The sequence below is a fragment of the Micromonospora sp. NPDC049203 genome, from assembly GCF_043197215.1.
Taxonomy (GTDB): Bacteria; Actinomycetota; Actinomycetes; order Mycobacteriales; family Micromonosporaceae; genus Micromonospora.
In genome coordinates this window covers 313,897-327,541 of record NZ_JBICSV010000006.1, presented here as the reverse complement: position 1 = coordinate 327,541, position 13,645 = coordinate 313,897, and the positions used below count along the sequence as shown (strand labels likewise).

The window sequence follows — 13,645 nt, the reverse complement described above, 5'->3', positions numbered from 1 at the left end:
CGGTCAGGGCGACTTCGTCCAGATCATCAGCAGGTAGCCGCCGAAGTAGGCGGAGAACGCGACGAGTGTCGCCAGCACCGTGGCGGCCCGGGCCCATCCGGCCCGGGCCAGGCCCACGGCGGCGGGCAGCAGCAACGGGAACGCCGGCAGCAGGAACCGCGCCTTGGAGTGGTAGTAGCCGGCCGCGCCGAGCGTGGTGACGAGCATCAGGCCGCTGTAGAGCAGCAGCTGCCACGGCTGCCGGTCGATCGCGCTCAGCACGAAGAACATGATCGACAGCAGCGCCACCACGGTGACCACCAGCAGCGGCAGCGCCGCCATCTGGACCAGCGCCTGCTGCCCGCGGTCGACCGTGTAGACGCCGAAGTCGAACGTGGTGCCCCAGCCGGCGGACTGGATGTGGAACCAGCCGTCCAGCCGGCCGGTCCGGTCGCCCACCCAGGCCAGGTAGCCCAGCCAGCCGGCCGGGGCGAGCAGCAGCGCCGCCCACGGCCGCCAGCCGTCGCGCCGCCTGACGATCGCCAGCAGCGCGGCCAGCCCCACCACCGGGATCAGCGACGAGGCGGTGGGCCGGGTCAGGCCGGCGAACAGGCACACCACCCCGGCGGTGACCCAGTGCCGGCGCAGCAGCGCGTACAGCGTCCACGCGGCCAGCGCGGTGAACAGGCTCTCGCTGTAGCCCATCGACTCCACGACGGCGTGCGGCACGGCGCCCCAGAGCGCGGCGAGCAGGATGCCGGTACGCCGGTCGTGCAGGTGCGCGCCGATCGCGTACAGCCCCCAGGCGGCGGCCAGCGCGGCCAGCCACGCCACGATCAGGGCCGACTCGCGCGGGCTGAACGGGGAGACCCGCTCCAGGGCCGCGGTCAGGCCCGGGTAGAGCGGGAAGAACGCCATGTTGCTCTGGGTCTTCTCGTACGCGTCGTAGCCGTGCTGGACGATCCCCGCGTACCAGTTGCCGTCGGCCCGGGTGAGCCGCTCGACCGGGGACTCGCCCAGGTTGCGGGCCCACAGGTAGACGACGAGCAGGCCGATCAGCCGGATCACCGCGAACACCGCCAGCGCGGGTGCCGCGTCCCGGGCGGCGTCGCGCAGCCGCCGGACGGGGCCGGGCCGGACGCGTTCGGCTGTGGCCGGCCCGGTCGGCGGGGCTGGCGCGGGCCGGCTGGGTTCCTCGGTGGTCACCACGTCCATTGTGCGGTCCCGTTCGCGCTGAGCTGGGGTTGTCCGAGGGCCCGCGTGGCGCGGCCGGCGACCCGGCGAACGACCCGCAGCGGGCGCCGGCCGTTGAACAGGATGGAGGGTAGCAACCGGTCCGGCAGATCGTGGGGTACCGGCGGCGGTGGGCGTTCGCGTCGCGACCGCTGTCGTAGACTCGCTCGGGTCCGCGGGCGCGGTGCTGGCGACGACGAAACGAGCAGGAATGGGATCTGACGGCACGACCGCAGCGGCGGGCACCCGGGGACGGGTCGTGATGCTGGTGGACAACGGGGTCATCGGGGACTCCCGGGTGCAGAAGGCGGCCCGCTCCGCCGCCGACGCGGGCTGGGACGTCGTGCTGCTCGGCCGGGCGCCGGCCGGTCAGCCGCAGAGCTGGCGGCTCGGCGCCGCCGAGGTACGCCTCGTGCCGATGCCCGAGCCGCTGGCCCGCCGCCGGCACGAGTTCCGCCGGGCCTGGCTGCGGCACCCGCTTGCCTATCCGCCCAGCGGCATCGCGGCGCACCGTACCCAGGCGGTCAAGGCCTGGCGCGCGGACCTGACGGTACGCCGGGCGGCGCTCACCGTCGCGGCCCGCGAGTCCGGTGCGGGCCGGCCCGGCGGGCTGCCCTGGGCCGCGTTGCGCGCCGAGGAGAAGCTGTCCGGGCTGACCCGCAAGTGGGTCGGGTTCCGCAACCGTCAGCTCACCCGGGCCCGCAAGGGCCGCAAGCTGGACGGTCCCTGGGACCGCGCGTACACGCTGTTCTGGCGGAGGCTGCGCGGCGACGGCGCGTGGCGGCGCCTGGAGCCGGGCCTGTGGGACTACGAGCTGGCCTACGGCCCGGTCGTCGACGAGCTGGCGCCGGACCTGATCCACGCCAACGACTTCCGGATGCTCGGCGTCGGCGCCCGCGCGAAGGTCCGGGCCGCCGCGAAGGGCCGGCGGATCGCGCTGCTCTGGGACGCCCACGAATATCTGCCCGGCGTGCAGCCGTGGCGCGACAACGCCCGCTGGCTGCCCGGCAACGTGGCGCACGAGCGGGAGTACGTGCCGTACGCCGACGCCACCATGACCGTCTCCGGCGGCCTGGCCGACCTGCTGCGCACCGAGCACGGGCTGGCCGAACGGCCGGCGGTCGTGCTGAACGCCCCGGCGGTGGACGAGCTGCCCGCCGACGCGGCCGAGCCGGCGCCGGACATCCGCGCCCGCTGCGGGCTCGGCCCGGACACCCCGCTACTGGTCTACAGCGGGGTGGCCGCCGCCAAGCGCGGCCTCGGGGTGATGGTCGAGGCGCTGCCCCGGCTGCCCGGAGCGCACGTCGCGCTCGTGGTGAACAAGCCCGACTCGGCGTACGTCCGGGGCCTGGTCACCCGGGCCGGCGAGCTGGACGCGGCGGACCGGCTGCACGTGCTGCCCTACGTGCCGCACCACCAGGTGGTCCGCTACCTCAGCGGCGCCCAGGTCGGCGTCATCCCGATCCAGCACTGGCCGAACCACGAGATCGCGCTGATCACCAAGTTCTTCGAGTATTCACACGCCCGCCTGCCGCTTGTCGTCTCCGACGTGCGCACCATGGCCGAGACTGTCCGGGAGACCGGTCAGGGCGAGGTGTTCCGCGCCGAGGACGTGGCCGACTTCGTCCGCGCGGTCACCGCGGTGCTCGCCGACCCGCAGCGCTACCGTGCCGCGTACGACCGGCCGGGCCTGCTGGCCGGCTGGACCTGGGAGGCGCAGGCGCGGGTGCTCGACGAGGTCTACGCCCGGCTGCTGCCCGGCGCGCCGCCCCGTCCGGCGTCGCCGTCGCCCGCCCCGGTGCGACCGGCACAGGTGGAGGTGGGGGCGTGAGCGGGCCGGACGTGACAGTGGTGGTGGCGGTCTACAACACCATGCCCTACCTGACCGCCTGCCTCGACTCGCTCGTCGGGCAGACCATCGGCCTGGACCGGCTGGAGGTCGTCGCCGTCGACGACGGCTCCACCGACGGCAGCGGCGCGGAACTGGACCGCTACGCCGAGCGGTACCCGGGCACGGTCCGGGTGCTGCACCAGGCCAACTCCGGCGGCCCGGCGGCGCCGAGCAACCTGGCGCTCGACCACGCCCGCGGCCGGTACGTCTTCTTCATCGGCTCGGACGACCACCTCGGCCCGGAGGCGCTGGAGCGCCTCGTCGACGCCGCCGACCGGTGGGACTCCGACGTGGTGCTGGGCCGGATGGTCGGCACCAACAAGCGGTACGTGCACCAGGCCGTCTACGCCACCACCCAGGAGCGGCTCGACCTGTTCGACAGCGACCTGCCGTGGTCGCTGTCGAACACCAAGCTGTTCCGGCGGGAGCTGGTCGAGCGGTACGGCCTGCGGTTCCGCACGGACATGCCGATGGGCAGCGACCAGCCGTTCACGCTGGAGGCGTGCTTCCGGGCGAAGAAGGTGTCGGTTCTCGGCGACTACGAGTACTACTACGCGGTCAAGCGGGACAACGCCCAGAACATCACCTACGCCAGCCGGTTCTCCGAGCGGCTGCGCTGCGCCGAGGAGCTCGTCGGTTTCGTCGCCGGCCTGATCGAGCCCGGCGCGCGGCGCGACGCGGTGCTGGTGCGCCACTTCACCTGGGAGGTGGCGAAGCTGCTGCGCGAGGAGTTCCTCACCCTCGACCCGCAGGAGCAGCGGCACGTCCACGACCGGGTCCGCAAGCTCGCCGAGGCGTACCTGACCGACGGCGTGACCGCCCGGATGGCGCCGGAGGAGCGGCTGCGGGTGGCGGTGGCGCGCGACGGCGACCTCGACGCCCTGCGCACGTTGATCGAGCAGCAGTCGGACCGGTCCCTGCCCGATGTCGTCGTCGAGGGTGACAGCTGGTACGCCGACCACGTCGGCTTCCGCGACCCGGCGTTCGGCTATCCGGACGACTGGTACGACGTGACCGGCCGGGTCGCCGCGCTGCTGGCCAGGCTGACCGCGACCGGGCTGGCCTGGGGGCGCGACGCCGCCGGTGCCCGGGCCCTGGTGATCACCGCGCGCAGCCGCCGGGCCGAGCTGGCCGAGCTGAGCGCGGACGCGCTGCGCGTCAGTGTGGGCGATCTGACGGGTGTCACGTCGGTGGAGTCCGCCGGGCCCGGTACCGTCGTACGGACGGATTTCGCGGTGGACCGGTTGCTGGCGGTCGTCGCGGCGGCCGGCGAGCGTCGTATCGTACGCGCCGAGGTCTCCGCCCTGGGCGGGACGGGCTCGGCGCCGCTGCGCGCCGACCGCCCGGTCGGCGCACCCCGGCTGGTGGTCCGGCGCGGAGTCCGGTGGCACCTCGTCACGCCCACCACGAACCACAAGGGCCAGGTGATCGTCGCGATCACGCCGGTGACCCCCGGTCGGTTCCTTGCCCGCCTGCGCCGAATCTGGCCCTCTGGAGGAAAGTAGTTCATGAACATCTGCGTCGTCGCGCTCGGCAAGATCGGTCTTCCCCTGGCCGTGCAGTTCGCGTCGAAGGGGCACCGGGTGATCGGCGCCGACGTCTCCGAGCGGGTCGTCCAGCTGGTCAACGACGGTGCCGTGCCCTTCCCGGGTGAGGCCGACCTGGACGTCAAGCTCAAGGAGGCGGTGGCCGCCGGCCTGCTGTCGGCCACCACCGACACCGCCACCGCGGTCGCCGAGTCGGAGGCGGTCGTCGTGGTCGTGCCGCTGTTCGTGGACGCCGAGGGCGTGCCGGACTTCGGCTGGATGGACGACGCCACCCGGGCCATCGCCCGTGGGCTGAAGCCGGGCACGCTGGTCAGCTACGAGACCACGCTGCCGGTCGGCACCACCCGTAACCGGTGGGCGTCGATGCTCGCCGAGGGCTCCGGCCTGACCCCCGGCGCCGACTTCCACCTGGTGTTCAGCCCGGAGCGGGTGCTCACCGGCCGGGTCTTCGCCGACCTGCGCCGCTACCCGAAGCTGGTCGGCGGCATCGACGAGGCGTCGGCCGCGCACGGCGTCCGGTTCTACGAGGCGGTGCTCGACTTCGACGAGCGCCCCGACCTGGACCGCCCCAACGGCGTCTGGGACCTCGGCTCGGCCGAGGCGTCCGAGCTGGCCAAGCTCGCCGAGACGACCTACCGGGACGTGAACATCGGCCTGGCGAACCAGTTCGCCCGCTTCGCCGACACCGTCGGCGTGGACGTCACCAAGGTCATCGAGGCGTGCAACACGCAGCCGTACAGCCACATCCACTCGCCCGGCATCGCGGTCGGTGGCCACTGCATCCCGATCTACCCGCGGATGTACCTGTGGAACGACCCGGCCGCGACAGTGGTCCGCTCGGCCCGCGAGGCAAACGCGGCCATGCCGGAGTACGCGGTCGACCTGCTCGCCGCCGCGTACGGCGACCTGACCGGGGTGGGCGTGCTGGTGCTGGGCGCCGCCTACCGGGGTGGCGTGAAGGAGACCGCGTTCTCCGGTGTCTTCCCGACCGTGGAGGCGCTGCGCCGCCGGGGTGCGGTGCCGTACGTCTCCGACCCGATGTACACGAACGAGGAACTGGTCGCGCACGGCCTGCCCGGCTACGACGGCGAGCCGCTCGGCGCCGCCGTCATCCAGGCCGACCACGCGGAGTACCGCACCCTCGCCCCGGCCGACCTGCCGGGCGTGACGGTGCTCGTCGACGGCCGCCGGGTCACCGACCCGGCGCGCTGGACCGGCGTGCGCCGGGTGGTCATCGGGGGCTGACCCCAGAGGCTCCACGGGCCCCGGCCGTCGCGGACGGCCGGGGCCCGTCGCGTGCCGCCGTCGCAATCACGCCGTGCGGAGTTCATCTGCCGGACACCCCGGCAATACTTGTGTCATGTGATCCGTTTAGGGTCGCAGCCGTCGGAAATCGACCCGGACCGGCATCGGTGGGGCAGACAGGGAGCGTGTCGTTGTTCAGCAGAGTACGCAGCCAGCAGGGTCTCGCCGCGGTCGGCGCGACGCTTCTCGGCTACGCGGTCATGGTCCTCGCCGGAGTCCTCGGCCTGGTGGTCCCGTACGCGGTGGCCGCGGTGGTCGCCGTCGCCGGTGAGCTGGCCCTGGCCGGGCGGCACACCGGGACCGCCACGCTGCTCGACAAGGCCGGTCTCGGCACCACCTTCCGGCGGCTGGTCCGGGATCTGTCGGTGGTCCTGCTGGTGGTCGCCACGGTGCGCCCCGGCGTGGCCGGCACCGTCGCCGTCCTGCTGCTGCCCGCCGCGCTGTGGACGGTCGCGGTCGCCACCGGCGCGGTGACCAAGGTGATCGACGGCCGGGTCGACCCGCCGGCGTACACCCGCAACATCGACCTCGGCGCGCTGCGGCGGGTCCCGGTGCCGCCGGCCTGGGCGCGGCGGCTGGCCGGGTTGCGGATGCCGCTGCTGAACGTGCTGCTGGTGCCGGCCGCGGTGCTCGCCGCCGCGCTGGACCGGGTCGCCCCGGTCGTGGTCACCGGCCTGGTCACGCTCGCCGCCGGCCTGGTCACCGCCGCGGTGCTGGCGCTCACCGCGCTGCGCGGCCGGGGCAAGGCCCCGGGTGTGCTGCCCGCCGTGCACGACTGGATGGCCCGGGAACGGCCCGAGGTGGCGCTCTACTTCGCCGGCCCGGCCAAGGACGTCTACCAGGCCAACATGTGGCTCGCGCCGGTGGAGGCGACCGGCCGCCGCGCGGTCGTGCTGCTGCGCGCCGCGGACGCGTTCGGGCAGCTCGCCGACACCCGGCTGCCGGTGATCTGCGTGCCGGCCGGCGTCGACTTCATGAACCTGGACCTGAGCTCGCTGCGCGTGGCGCTGTACGCCGCGAACGTCGGCGCCAACATCCACCTGCTGCGGGAGCCGGGCGTGAAGCACGTCTTCGTCGGCCACGGCGACAGCGACAAGCAGGCCAGCGTGAACCCGTACAGCAAGGTGTACGACGAGGTCTGGGTGGCCGGTCCGGCCGGGCGGGAACGGTACGCGCGGGCCGACGTCGGCGTGCTGGACCGCGACATCGTGGAGATCGGCCGGCCGCAGCTGGCCGGGGTGCACACGTTCGGCTCCGGCGCCGCCGACCACCGTTTCACTGTGCTGTACGCGCCGACCTGGGAGGGCTGGCTCGACGACGACCCGTACCACACCTCGCTGGTGCTGATGGGGGAGCGGATCGTGTCCGGCCTGCTCGCCGCCGGGGACGTGCGGGTGATCTACAAGCCGCACCCGCTGACCGGGACGCGCTCGCCGAAGGCCCGCGCCGCGCACGAGCGGATCGTGTCCCGGATCAGCGCGGCCGGCGGCGAGACCGAGCCGTCCGCACTGGACGGCGCCGCGCACCTGGTGGTCACCGGCCGCACGCCGGGGCTGTTCGACTGCTTCAACGTCACCGACCTGCTGGTCAGTGACGTGTCCAGCGTGGTCTCCGACTTCGTGCAGAGCGAGCGGCCGTACGTGGTGGCCAACCCGGCCGGCCTGCCCGAGGACGAGTTCCGGCGGCAGTTCCCGACCGCGCGGGCGGCGTACCTGCTCTCGGCGGACTGCGGCGAGCTGACGAAGATCCTCGACGTGACCCGGGCCGGCGACGACCCGATGACCGGGGCGCGGCGGGAGCTGAAGGAGTACCTGCTCGGCCCGGCCGGGTCGAACCCGATGGACCGGTTCCGGGACGAGATCGGCCGGCTCTGCGGCTGAGGCGTACCGGCTACGGGGCGACGACCGGCGCGGTCGCCGCCCCGTACCGCGTTCAGCCCTGGTGCGGCGGGTTGTCGACGTCGCGGGAGACGACCTCGCCCTTGGCGTCGACCCAGCCCTTCGGGCGGGCCGGGTTGCCGGCCACCAGCTGGTACGGCTTGACGTCGCGGGTCACCACCGAGCCGGCGGCGATCATCGCGTACTCGCCGACCTCGATGCCGCACACGAGCGTGGCGTTCGCGCCGATCGACGCGCCCCGGCGGACCAGCGTCGGGGTGATCGTCCAGTCCGGGTTCTGCGCGCGGGGGCGGAAGTCGTTCGTGAACACCGCGCACGGGCCCACGAACACCTCGTCCTCGATGGTCACGCCCTGGTAGACCGAGACGTTGTTCTGGATCTTCACCAGGTCGCCGACGGTGACGCCCGCGTCGACGTAGACGTTGCGGCCGATCACGCAGCCGGCGCCGACCTGGGCGCTGGACCGGATGTGCGCCAGGTGCCAGACCTTCGTGCCGTCGCCGACCTGGGCGCCGTCCTCCACGTCGGCCGTCGGGTGGACGAAGACGGAGGCGGACCGGTCGTTGCTGTCAGTCATCTCAACTCGCATCATGCAGGGCGCGTCGCGCCGACGGGCGGGCTCGACGCAGCATAACGAGCGCTCACCCGAGCAGTTCGGCCACCGCGTCGGCGGCCGGCCGGTCGGCCGGCAGCGGGTGCGCGGCGACCACCGCGTCCACCGGCAGCGCGGCGTACAGGTGCGGGAACCGCGCGCCGCCTCGGGACACCTCCCAGCGCAGCGCGTCGCCGAGCCGGGACTCGTCCACCGCGAGCACGGTCAGGCCGGTGACCCCGGCGAAGAACCTCCGCGCGGTCTCCACCACCTGGTCGGCGGCGGACAGGTGCACGTAGCCGTCCTGCCGGTCCATCGCGGTGCCGGCGAACCGCCCGTCGGCCCGTGCCCGCGCCCACTCGTCGTCGGTGAGAATCTTGTAGATCACCACCGCAGCCTAGAGCGGCCTCGCGTCCCGGCGGCGCGTCTGCCACCATTCGCAGGGCAACACGTCGAGCGGAGGGAGGCACGGGTGCGGATCCTCCTGGTCGAGGACGACCGCCGGGTCGCCGCGGCGTTGTCGTCGGCGCTGACCCGGCGCGGCTACCAGGTGGAACACGCCGCCACGGTGGCCGCCGCGCTCTCCGCCGCCCCCTGCGACCTGGTGCTGCTCGACCTGGGTCTGCCCGACGGCGACGGCACCGAACTGTGCCGCGAGCTGCGGCGGCGCAGCAGCCGGCTCGGCATCATCGCGGTGACCGCGCGCGGCGAGGAACGCGACCGGGTGCTGGGGCTGCGACTGGGCGCCGACGACTACGTGGTGAAGCCGTTCTCCATGGTGGAGTTGCAGGCGCGGATCGAGGCGGTGCTGCGGCGGGCCGCCCACACCGCGCCGCAGCGCAACCTGATCGAGGCCGGGGCGGTCCGCATCGACGTGGGCGGCCGGACGGTGAACGTGGCCGGCCGGGACGTCACGCTGACCCGCAAGGAGTTCGACATCCTGCTGTCCCTGGCCCGCCAGCCCGGGGTGGCGGTGCCGCGCGAGCGGATCCTGCTCGACGTGTGGGGCACCACCTGGGCCGACCGGCACACCGTCGAGGTGCACGTCGGGTCCTTGCGCGGCAAGCTCGGCGACCCGACGCTGGTGGAGACCGTACGCGGGGTCGGCTACCGGCTCCGCGACGCGTGAGGAGGGGCCCGTGCGCCGCCGGCTGGTGATCAGCTACCTGCTGTTGATGGTGCTGGTCCTGCTCGCCCTGGAGACGCCGCTGGCGGCCACCCTCGCGACCCGGGAGACCGACCGGGTACGCGCCGACCGCCTCGCCGACGCCACCCGCTTCGCCTCGCTGGCCGGACCGGCGTTGCGCGGTGGCGGTTCCGGCCCGCTGGACGGGGAACTGGCCGCCTACGACGCGCTGTACGGCATCGGTGCGGCGGTGGTGGACCGGGAACGGCGCACCGTTGTCGCCTCGACCGGCTGGAAGCCGGACGAGGGCGCCGGCCCGGCGCTCGACACCGCGCTCTCCGGACAGCAGTTCAGCGGCCCGGAGTCGGTGTGGCCCTGGGACAGCGGGCCGGTGGTGACGGCCGTACCGATCAACGACGGCGGCGAGGTGCTCGGCGCCGTGGTCACGACCAGCCCGGCGGACGGCGTGCGCCGCTCCGTCACCGTGTGGTGGCTGCTGCTGGCCGGCATCGGGCTGCTGGCGGTGCTGGCCTGCGTCTCGACCGCGTTCGGGCTGGCCGGCTGGGTGCTGCGCCCGGTCACCGAGCTGGACGCGGTCACCCACGAGATCGCCGAGGGCCGCCGCGCCGCGCGGGTCCGCCCCCGGGTCGGCCCGCCCGAACTGCGCCGGCTGGCGACCAGCTTCAACCACATGGCCGACGCGGTGTCCGACGTGATGGACCGGCAGCGCGCCTTCGTCGCGCACGCCAGCCACCAGCTGCGCAACCCGCTCACCGCGCTGCGCCTGCGGGTGGAGGAACTGGGTCCCAGCCTCACCGACCCGGACGGACGCGCCGAGCACCAGCTGGCGCTGGAGGAGACCGACCGGCTCGCCACCGTGCTCGACGCGCTGCTCACCCTGGCGCGTGCGGAGCGGGAGGAGAACCAGCGGGTCACTGTGGACGCCACCGCCACGGCCGCCTCCCGGGTGGCGGCCTGGCTGCCGCTGGCCCGGCACCGCGAGGTCGCACTGCGCCTCGACGCGACAGACGCGCCGGTGTACGCCTGGACCGTGCCGACCGCGATCGACCAGGCGCTGGACGCCCTGATCGACAACGCGGTGAAGTTCAGCGGCGCCGGGGGAGAGGTGACGGTGACCGTACGCGCCGACGGCGGCGGGACGGTGCTGACCGTCGGCGACACCGGCCCGGGCATGACGGCGAGCCAGCTCGACCAGGCCACCGAGCGGTTCTGGCGGGCGCCGGACGCGCAGAACGTGGACGGCGTGGGTCTCGGCCTGACCATCGCGGCGGTGCTCGTGGACGCCTCCGACGGCCGGCTCACCATGCGTCAGGGCGAGCCTCGGGGCCTCGTCGCCGAGCTGTGGTTCCCGGCGCCCGCCCCCGGCCCGCCCGAGGTCGTCGCCCCGCCCGAGGTCGCCGGCCCGCCCGAGGCCGTCGGGCCGCCGGAGGCCGTCGGGCCGGTCTGGCGCTGACCCGTCGTCAGGGCTTCGCGTCGCGATACCACTGCGCCGCGCCCGGGTGCAGTGGCAGCGGGGTGGTGACGATGGCCGACCGGGGGCTCATCCGTCCGGCCGCCGGGTGGGCTGCGGCCAGCTCCTGCCGGCGGTCCATCAGCAGCCGGGTCACCTCCCGCACCAGCGCGGCGGGCAGGCCGGCGCGGACGATCAGGTAGTTCGGGTTCGCCACGGTGCTGACCGGGTCGGCCCGGTACACCGAACGCGGCACGTCCCGGGTCACGTAGACCTGCCCGTACGCACGGCGCAGCGGCTCGGTCCAGGCGCCCAGGTCGACGATCCGCAGCGAGGTCCGCTGGGCCAGGTCGGCGACGCCGCGCACGGGTAGCCCGCCGGAGAAGAAGAACGCGTCGATCCGTCCCTCGCGCAGGGCCGCCACCGAGTCGTCCAGCCCCAGGTGCTCCTGGCGTATCCGGTCGCCGTCGAGCTGGGCCACCGCCAGCAGGCGGGTCGCGGTGATCTCCGTGCCGGAGCCGTCGGCGCCCACCGACACCCGCCGGCCGCGCAGGTCGCCGAGCGTGCGGATCGGCCCGCCGGCGCGGGTGACCAGGTGCAGCAGGTCGTCGTAGACCCGGGCCACAGCCAGCACCGACGGGTGCTCGGGCTCGCGCGGCGGCAGCACGTCGGCCTGGGTGAAGCCCAGTTCCGCCTCCCCGCCGCCGACCAGCCGGACGTTCTGCGCCGAGGCGGCGGTTACCACCACCTCGGCCCGCACGCCTGGTAGCTCCCGGTTGAGCAGCGCCGCGAGCGACTGGCCGAAGGCGTGGTAGACGGCGGTGGGGCTGCCGGTCGCGATCCGGATGCGGGTCGGCTCGGACGGCTCGTCCCGGCACGCGGTGAGCCCGGTGACGAGCAGGAGCACCAGCACGAGCGGGGCGGCGGCGCGCACAGGCCAGTGTCGGCTCACGGGCTGCACTCTGCGCCGTGCACCCGTCGCCGCGCAAGCCCGGACCGTGCACCTGCCGCCCGGGAGCCCGGACCGGGCCGGTCAGTTCGCCGGGGCCAGCTCCGCGCTCTCGGTGATCCGGTCCCGGTGCTCGCCGTTCGCCACCACCACGAGGAAGCAGCCCGAGCCGGGCCGCAGCGCCGCCGGCACGTCCAGCAGCGCCGCCCCGCGTACCAGCACCGCCGCCAGGTCGCGGTCGGCGAGCCGGATGCCGAGGCAGTGCCGGCGTACGTGCCGGCCGCCGGCGAGCAGTGCCGCCCGCCAGGCCGCCGCGGCCAGCCGGGGCCGCCACAGCCGCCGCGCCGCCGAGGCGCCGGGGAACGGCCCGCCGAGCAGCTCCCGGCGGCCCTGCCGCCAGCCCGTGGCCAGCAGATTCGCGTACGCCGCCCGGTGCTGCTGCGGCACCGAGAGCCGGTGCAGCTCGTAACGGCGGCGCAGGCCACCGGTGGTCAGCTCGTGCTCCACCGGCACGTCGAGGCGGCCCAGGAGCTGCCGCATCCGCTGTGCCGCGTCCTCGCGGTTGAACTCGGCGATCCCGGCCCGGTGCGATCCGGAGTCGAGCCGGCGCACGCCGGCGGCCGGTGGCGGGGTGCAGCGCACCATGCAGGCGATCTCGAAGGCGTCGGTCAGGGTCAGCCAGTCCAGCGGCGGTGGCGACGGGCTCGGGCGGTCGAGCAGCGTGGTGAGCATCGGCGCGGCTCCTCGGTCAGATTCGGGGTGCCTCTACCGTGGCCCCCCAGCGCCGGACCGGGAACCGCTGCGCCCGAGCCTTGAGCAAAATTTGCGGGAAGCGCGCGCCTCAGAGTTCGGTGACCACGAGGTCGACCTGCCGGGGGCGGCCGGCCGCCCGGGGCGCCTCCTCGACCGTGTACTTCAGCTCCCGCAGCGCCCCCACCAGCGCGTCGGCGGTGCGCGGCCGGGCGTCGGCCAGCAGCAGATCCCGCACCAGCCGGCCCTTCGTGGCCTTGTTGAAGTGGCTCACCACCGACCGGGTGGGCGTGCCGTCCACGGTGCGTTCGTGCAGCACCCGCACCGTCACCGTGCGTTCGGCGAGCGCGCCGCGCGGCGTCCAGGTGGCCGCGTACGCGCCGGAGCGCAGGTCCAGCACCGGGCCGCGTCCGGCGGCGGGCTCCAGCACCGGGCCGAGCGCCTCCCGCCAGTACGCCGACAGCGCACCGAGCCCCGGCAGCCGCGCCCCGATCGGGCAGCGGTACGGCGGGATCCGGTCGGCGAGCCGCACCGCGCCCCAGAGCCCGGAGCTGATCAGCACCTGGCGGCGGGCCGCCCGTTGCGCGTCGGGGGGCAGCGTGTCCAGGCCGAGCGCCTCGTAGAGCACCCCGGTGTAGAGCCGTCCGGCCGGTGCGGTGGCCGCCTTCCGCAGCCGGGCGTTGCGCCGCAGCTCGCCGCGCTGCCCCTCGGTCAGGCCCAGCGCGGTCCGGGCCGCCGCCTCGTCCGGCCCGGCGCACAGGTCGACGAGCGCGGTCAGGACCGCCTCCCGGGCCGGGTTCAGCTCGGTCAGGGACAGCCGGGACAGGTCCAGCCGGCGGCCCGTGCCGGCCTCGGCCTTCCCCTCCGACGGGGGCAGCAGGATGAGCACCGGCACAGCGTACGG

General features: G+C 74.6%; 12 protein-coding genes. 6 read left to right on the top strand and 6 right to left on the bottom strand.

Annotated elements, in window-relative coordinates; translation table 11 throughout:
• Nucleotides 1–3: 3 nt before the first annotated feature.
• The gene (locus ACGFIA_RS19155) at nt 4–1,194 is read right to left on the bottom strand and encodes a hypothetical protein (RefSeq protein ID WP_393261171.1); all 1,191 of its coding nucleotides are present in this window, start codon (nt 1,192–1,194) and stop codon (nt 4–6) included.
• A 229-nt stretch (nt 1,195–1,423) separates the two neighbouring features.
• Between ACGFIA_RS19155 and ACGFIA_RS19150 the strand changes: the two genes are divergently transcribed.
• The 4 genes from ACGFIA_RS19150 to ACGFIA_RS19135 all read left to right on the top strand — a co-directional run bounded on the left by ACGFIA_RS19150 (nt 1,424) and on the right by ACGFIA_RS19135 (nt 7,835).
• Nucleotides 1,424–3,043 carry a glycosyltransferase family 4 protein gene (locus ACGFIA_RS19150; RefSeq protein WP_393261168.1) on the top strand — a complete coding sequence of 540 codons (1,620 nt, stop codon included), beginning with the start codon at nt 1,424–1,426 and terminating at the stop codon, nt 3,041–3,043.
• Nucleotides 3,040–4,608, top strand: coding sequence for a glycosyltransferase (locus ACGFIA_RS19145; protein ID WP_393261165.1), 1,569 nt, complete (start codon nt 3,040–3,042; stop codon nt 4,606–4,608). Before ACGFIA_RS19150 ends, ACGFIA_RS19145 begins: the two co-directional genes overlap by 4 nt.
• A 3-nt stretch (nt 4,609–4,611) precedes the next feature.
• Nucleotides 4,612–5,895 carry a nucleotide sugar dehydrogenase gene (locus ACGFIA_RS19140; protein WP_357388921.1) on the top strand — a complete coding sequence of 428 codons (1,284 nt, stop codon included), beginning with the start codon at nt 4,612–4,614 and terminating at the stop codon, nt 5,893–5,895.
• Nucleotides 5,896–6,086: 191 nt separating this feature from the next.
• Nucleotides 6,087–7,835 (top strand): CDP-glycerol glycerophosphotransferase family protein, encoded by a 1,749-nt coding sequence (locus ACGFIA_RS19135; protein WP_357388923.1) that lies wholly within the window; start codon nt 6,087–6,089, stop codon nt 7,833–7,835.
• 52 nt (nt 7,836–7,887) lie between these two features.
• On the opposite strand, the gene ACGFIA_RS19130 is transcribed toward ACGFIA_RS19135, so the two are convergent.
• Complete coding sequence (locus tag ACGFIA_RS19130; RefSeq protein WP_357388925.1) at nt 7,888–8,430, bottom strand: acyltransferase; 543 nt, start codon at nt 8,428–8,430, stop codon at nt 7,888–7,890.
• Nucleotides 8,431–8,494: 64 nt separating this feature from the next.
• Entirely contained in the window at nt 8,495–8,833 is a 339-nt protein-coding gene (locus tag ACGFIA_RS19125; RefSeq protein ID WP_357388927.1) for a DUF952 domain-containing protein, read from the bottom strand.
• Between the two features lie 84 nt (nt 8,834–8,917).
• Between ACGFIA_RS19125 and ACGFIA_RS19120 the strand changes: the two genes are divergently transcribed.
• A complete protein-coding gene (locus ACGFIA_RS19120) occupies nt 8,918–9,574 on the top strand; it encodes a response regulator transcription factor (protein ID WP_357388929.1) in 657 nt (218 codons plus the stop codon).
• Between the two features lie 10 nt (nt 9,575–9,584).
• Nucleotides 9,585–11,045: a HAMP domain-containing sensor histidine kinase gene (locus ACGFIA_RS19115; RefSeq protein WP_357388931.1), complete on the top strand. Its 1,461-nt coding sequence runs from the start codon at nt 9,585–9,587 to the stop codon at nt 11,043–11,045.
• A 7-nt stretch (nt 11,046–11,052) separates the two neighbouring features.
• Here the strand turns inward: ACGFIA_RS19115 and ACGFIA_RS19110 are convergent, their stop codons facing one another.
• The 3 genes from ACGFIA_RS19110 to yaaA form a co-directional block, all read right to left on the bottom strand.
• On the bottom strand, nt 11,053–11,994 hold the full coding sequence (locus ACGFIA_RS19110) for a TAXI family TRAP transporter solute-binding subunit (RefSeq protein ID WP_357388933.1): 942 nt from the start codon (nt 11,992–11,994) through the stop codon (nt 11,053–11,055).
• A gap of 81 nt (nt 11,995–12,075) precedes the next feature.
• A complete protein-coding gene (locus ACGFIA_RS19105) occupies nt 12,076–12,723 on the bottom strand; it encodes a hypothetical protein (protein WP_357388935.1) in 648 nt (215 codons plus the stop codon).
• Nucleotides 12,724–12,832: 109 nt separating this feature from the next.
• On the bottom strand, nt 12,833–13,636 hold the full coding sequence (gene yaaA / locus ACGFIA_RS19100) for a peroxide stress protein YaaA (RefSeq protein WP_357477405.1): 804 nt from the start codon (nt 13,634–13,636) through the stop codon (nt 12,833–12,835).
• Nucleotides 13,637–13,645 lie beyond the last annotated feature (9 nt).

Bases quoted from the DNA above. Each gene is read 5' to 3' on its own strand.
- ACGFIA_RS19155 (WP_393261171.1), bottom strand. From the start codon at position 1,194: ATGGACGTGGTGACCACCGAGGAACCCAGCCGGCCCGCGCCAGCCCCG.
- ACGFIA_RS19150 (WP_393261168.1), top strand. From the start codon at position 1,424: ATGGGATCTGACGGCACGACCGCAGCGGCGGGCACCCGGGGACGGGTC.
- ACGFIA_RS19140 (WP_357388921.1), top strand. From the start codon at position 4,612: ATGAACATCTGCGTCGTCGCGCTCGGCAAGATCGGTCTTCCCCTGGCC.
- ACGFIA_RS19130 (WP_357388925.1), bottom strand. From the start codon at position 8,430: ATGACTGACAGCAACGACCGGTCCGCCTCCGTCTTCGTCCACCCGACG.
- ACGFIA_RS19105 (WP_357388935.1), bottom strand. From the start codon at position 12,723: ATGCTCACCACGCTGCTCGACCGCCCGAGCCCGTCGCCACCGCCGCTG.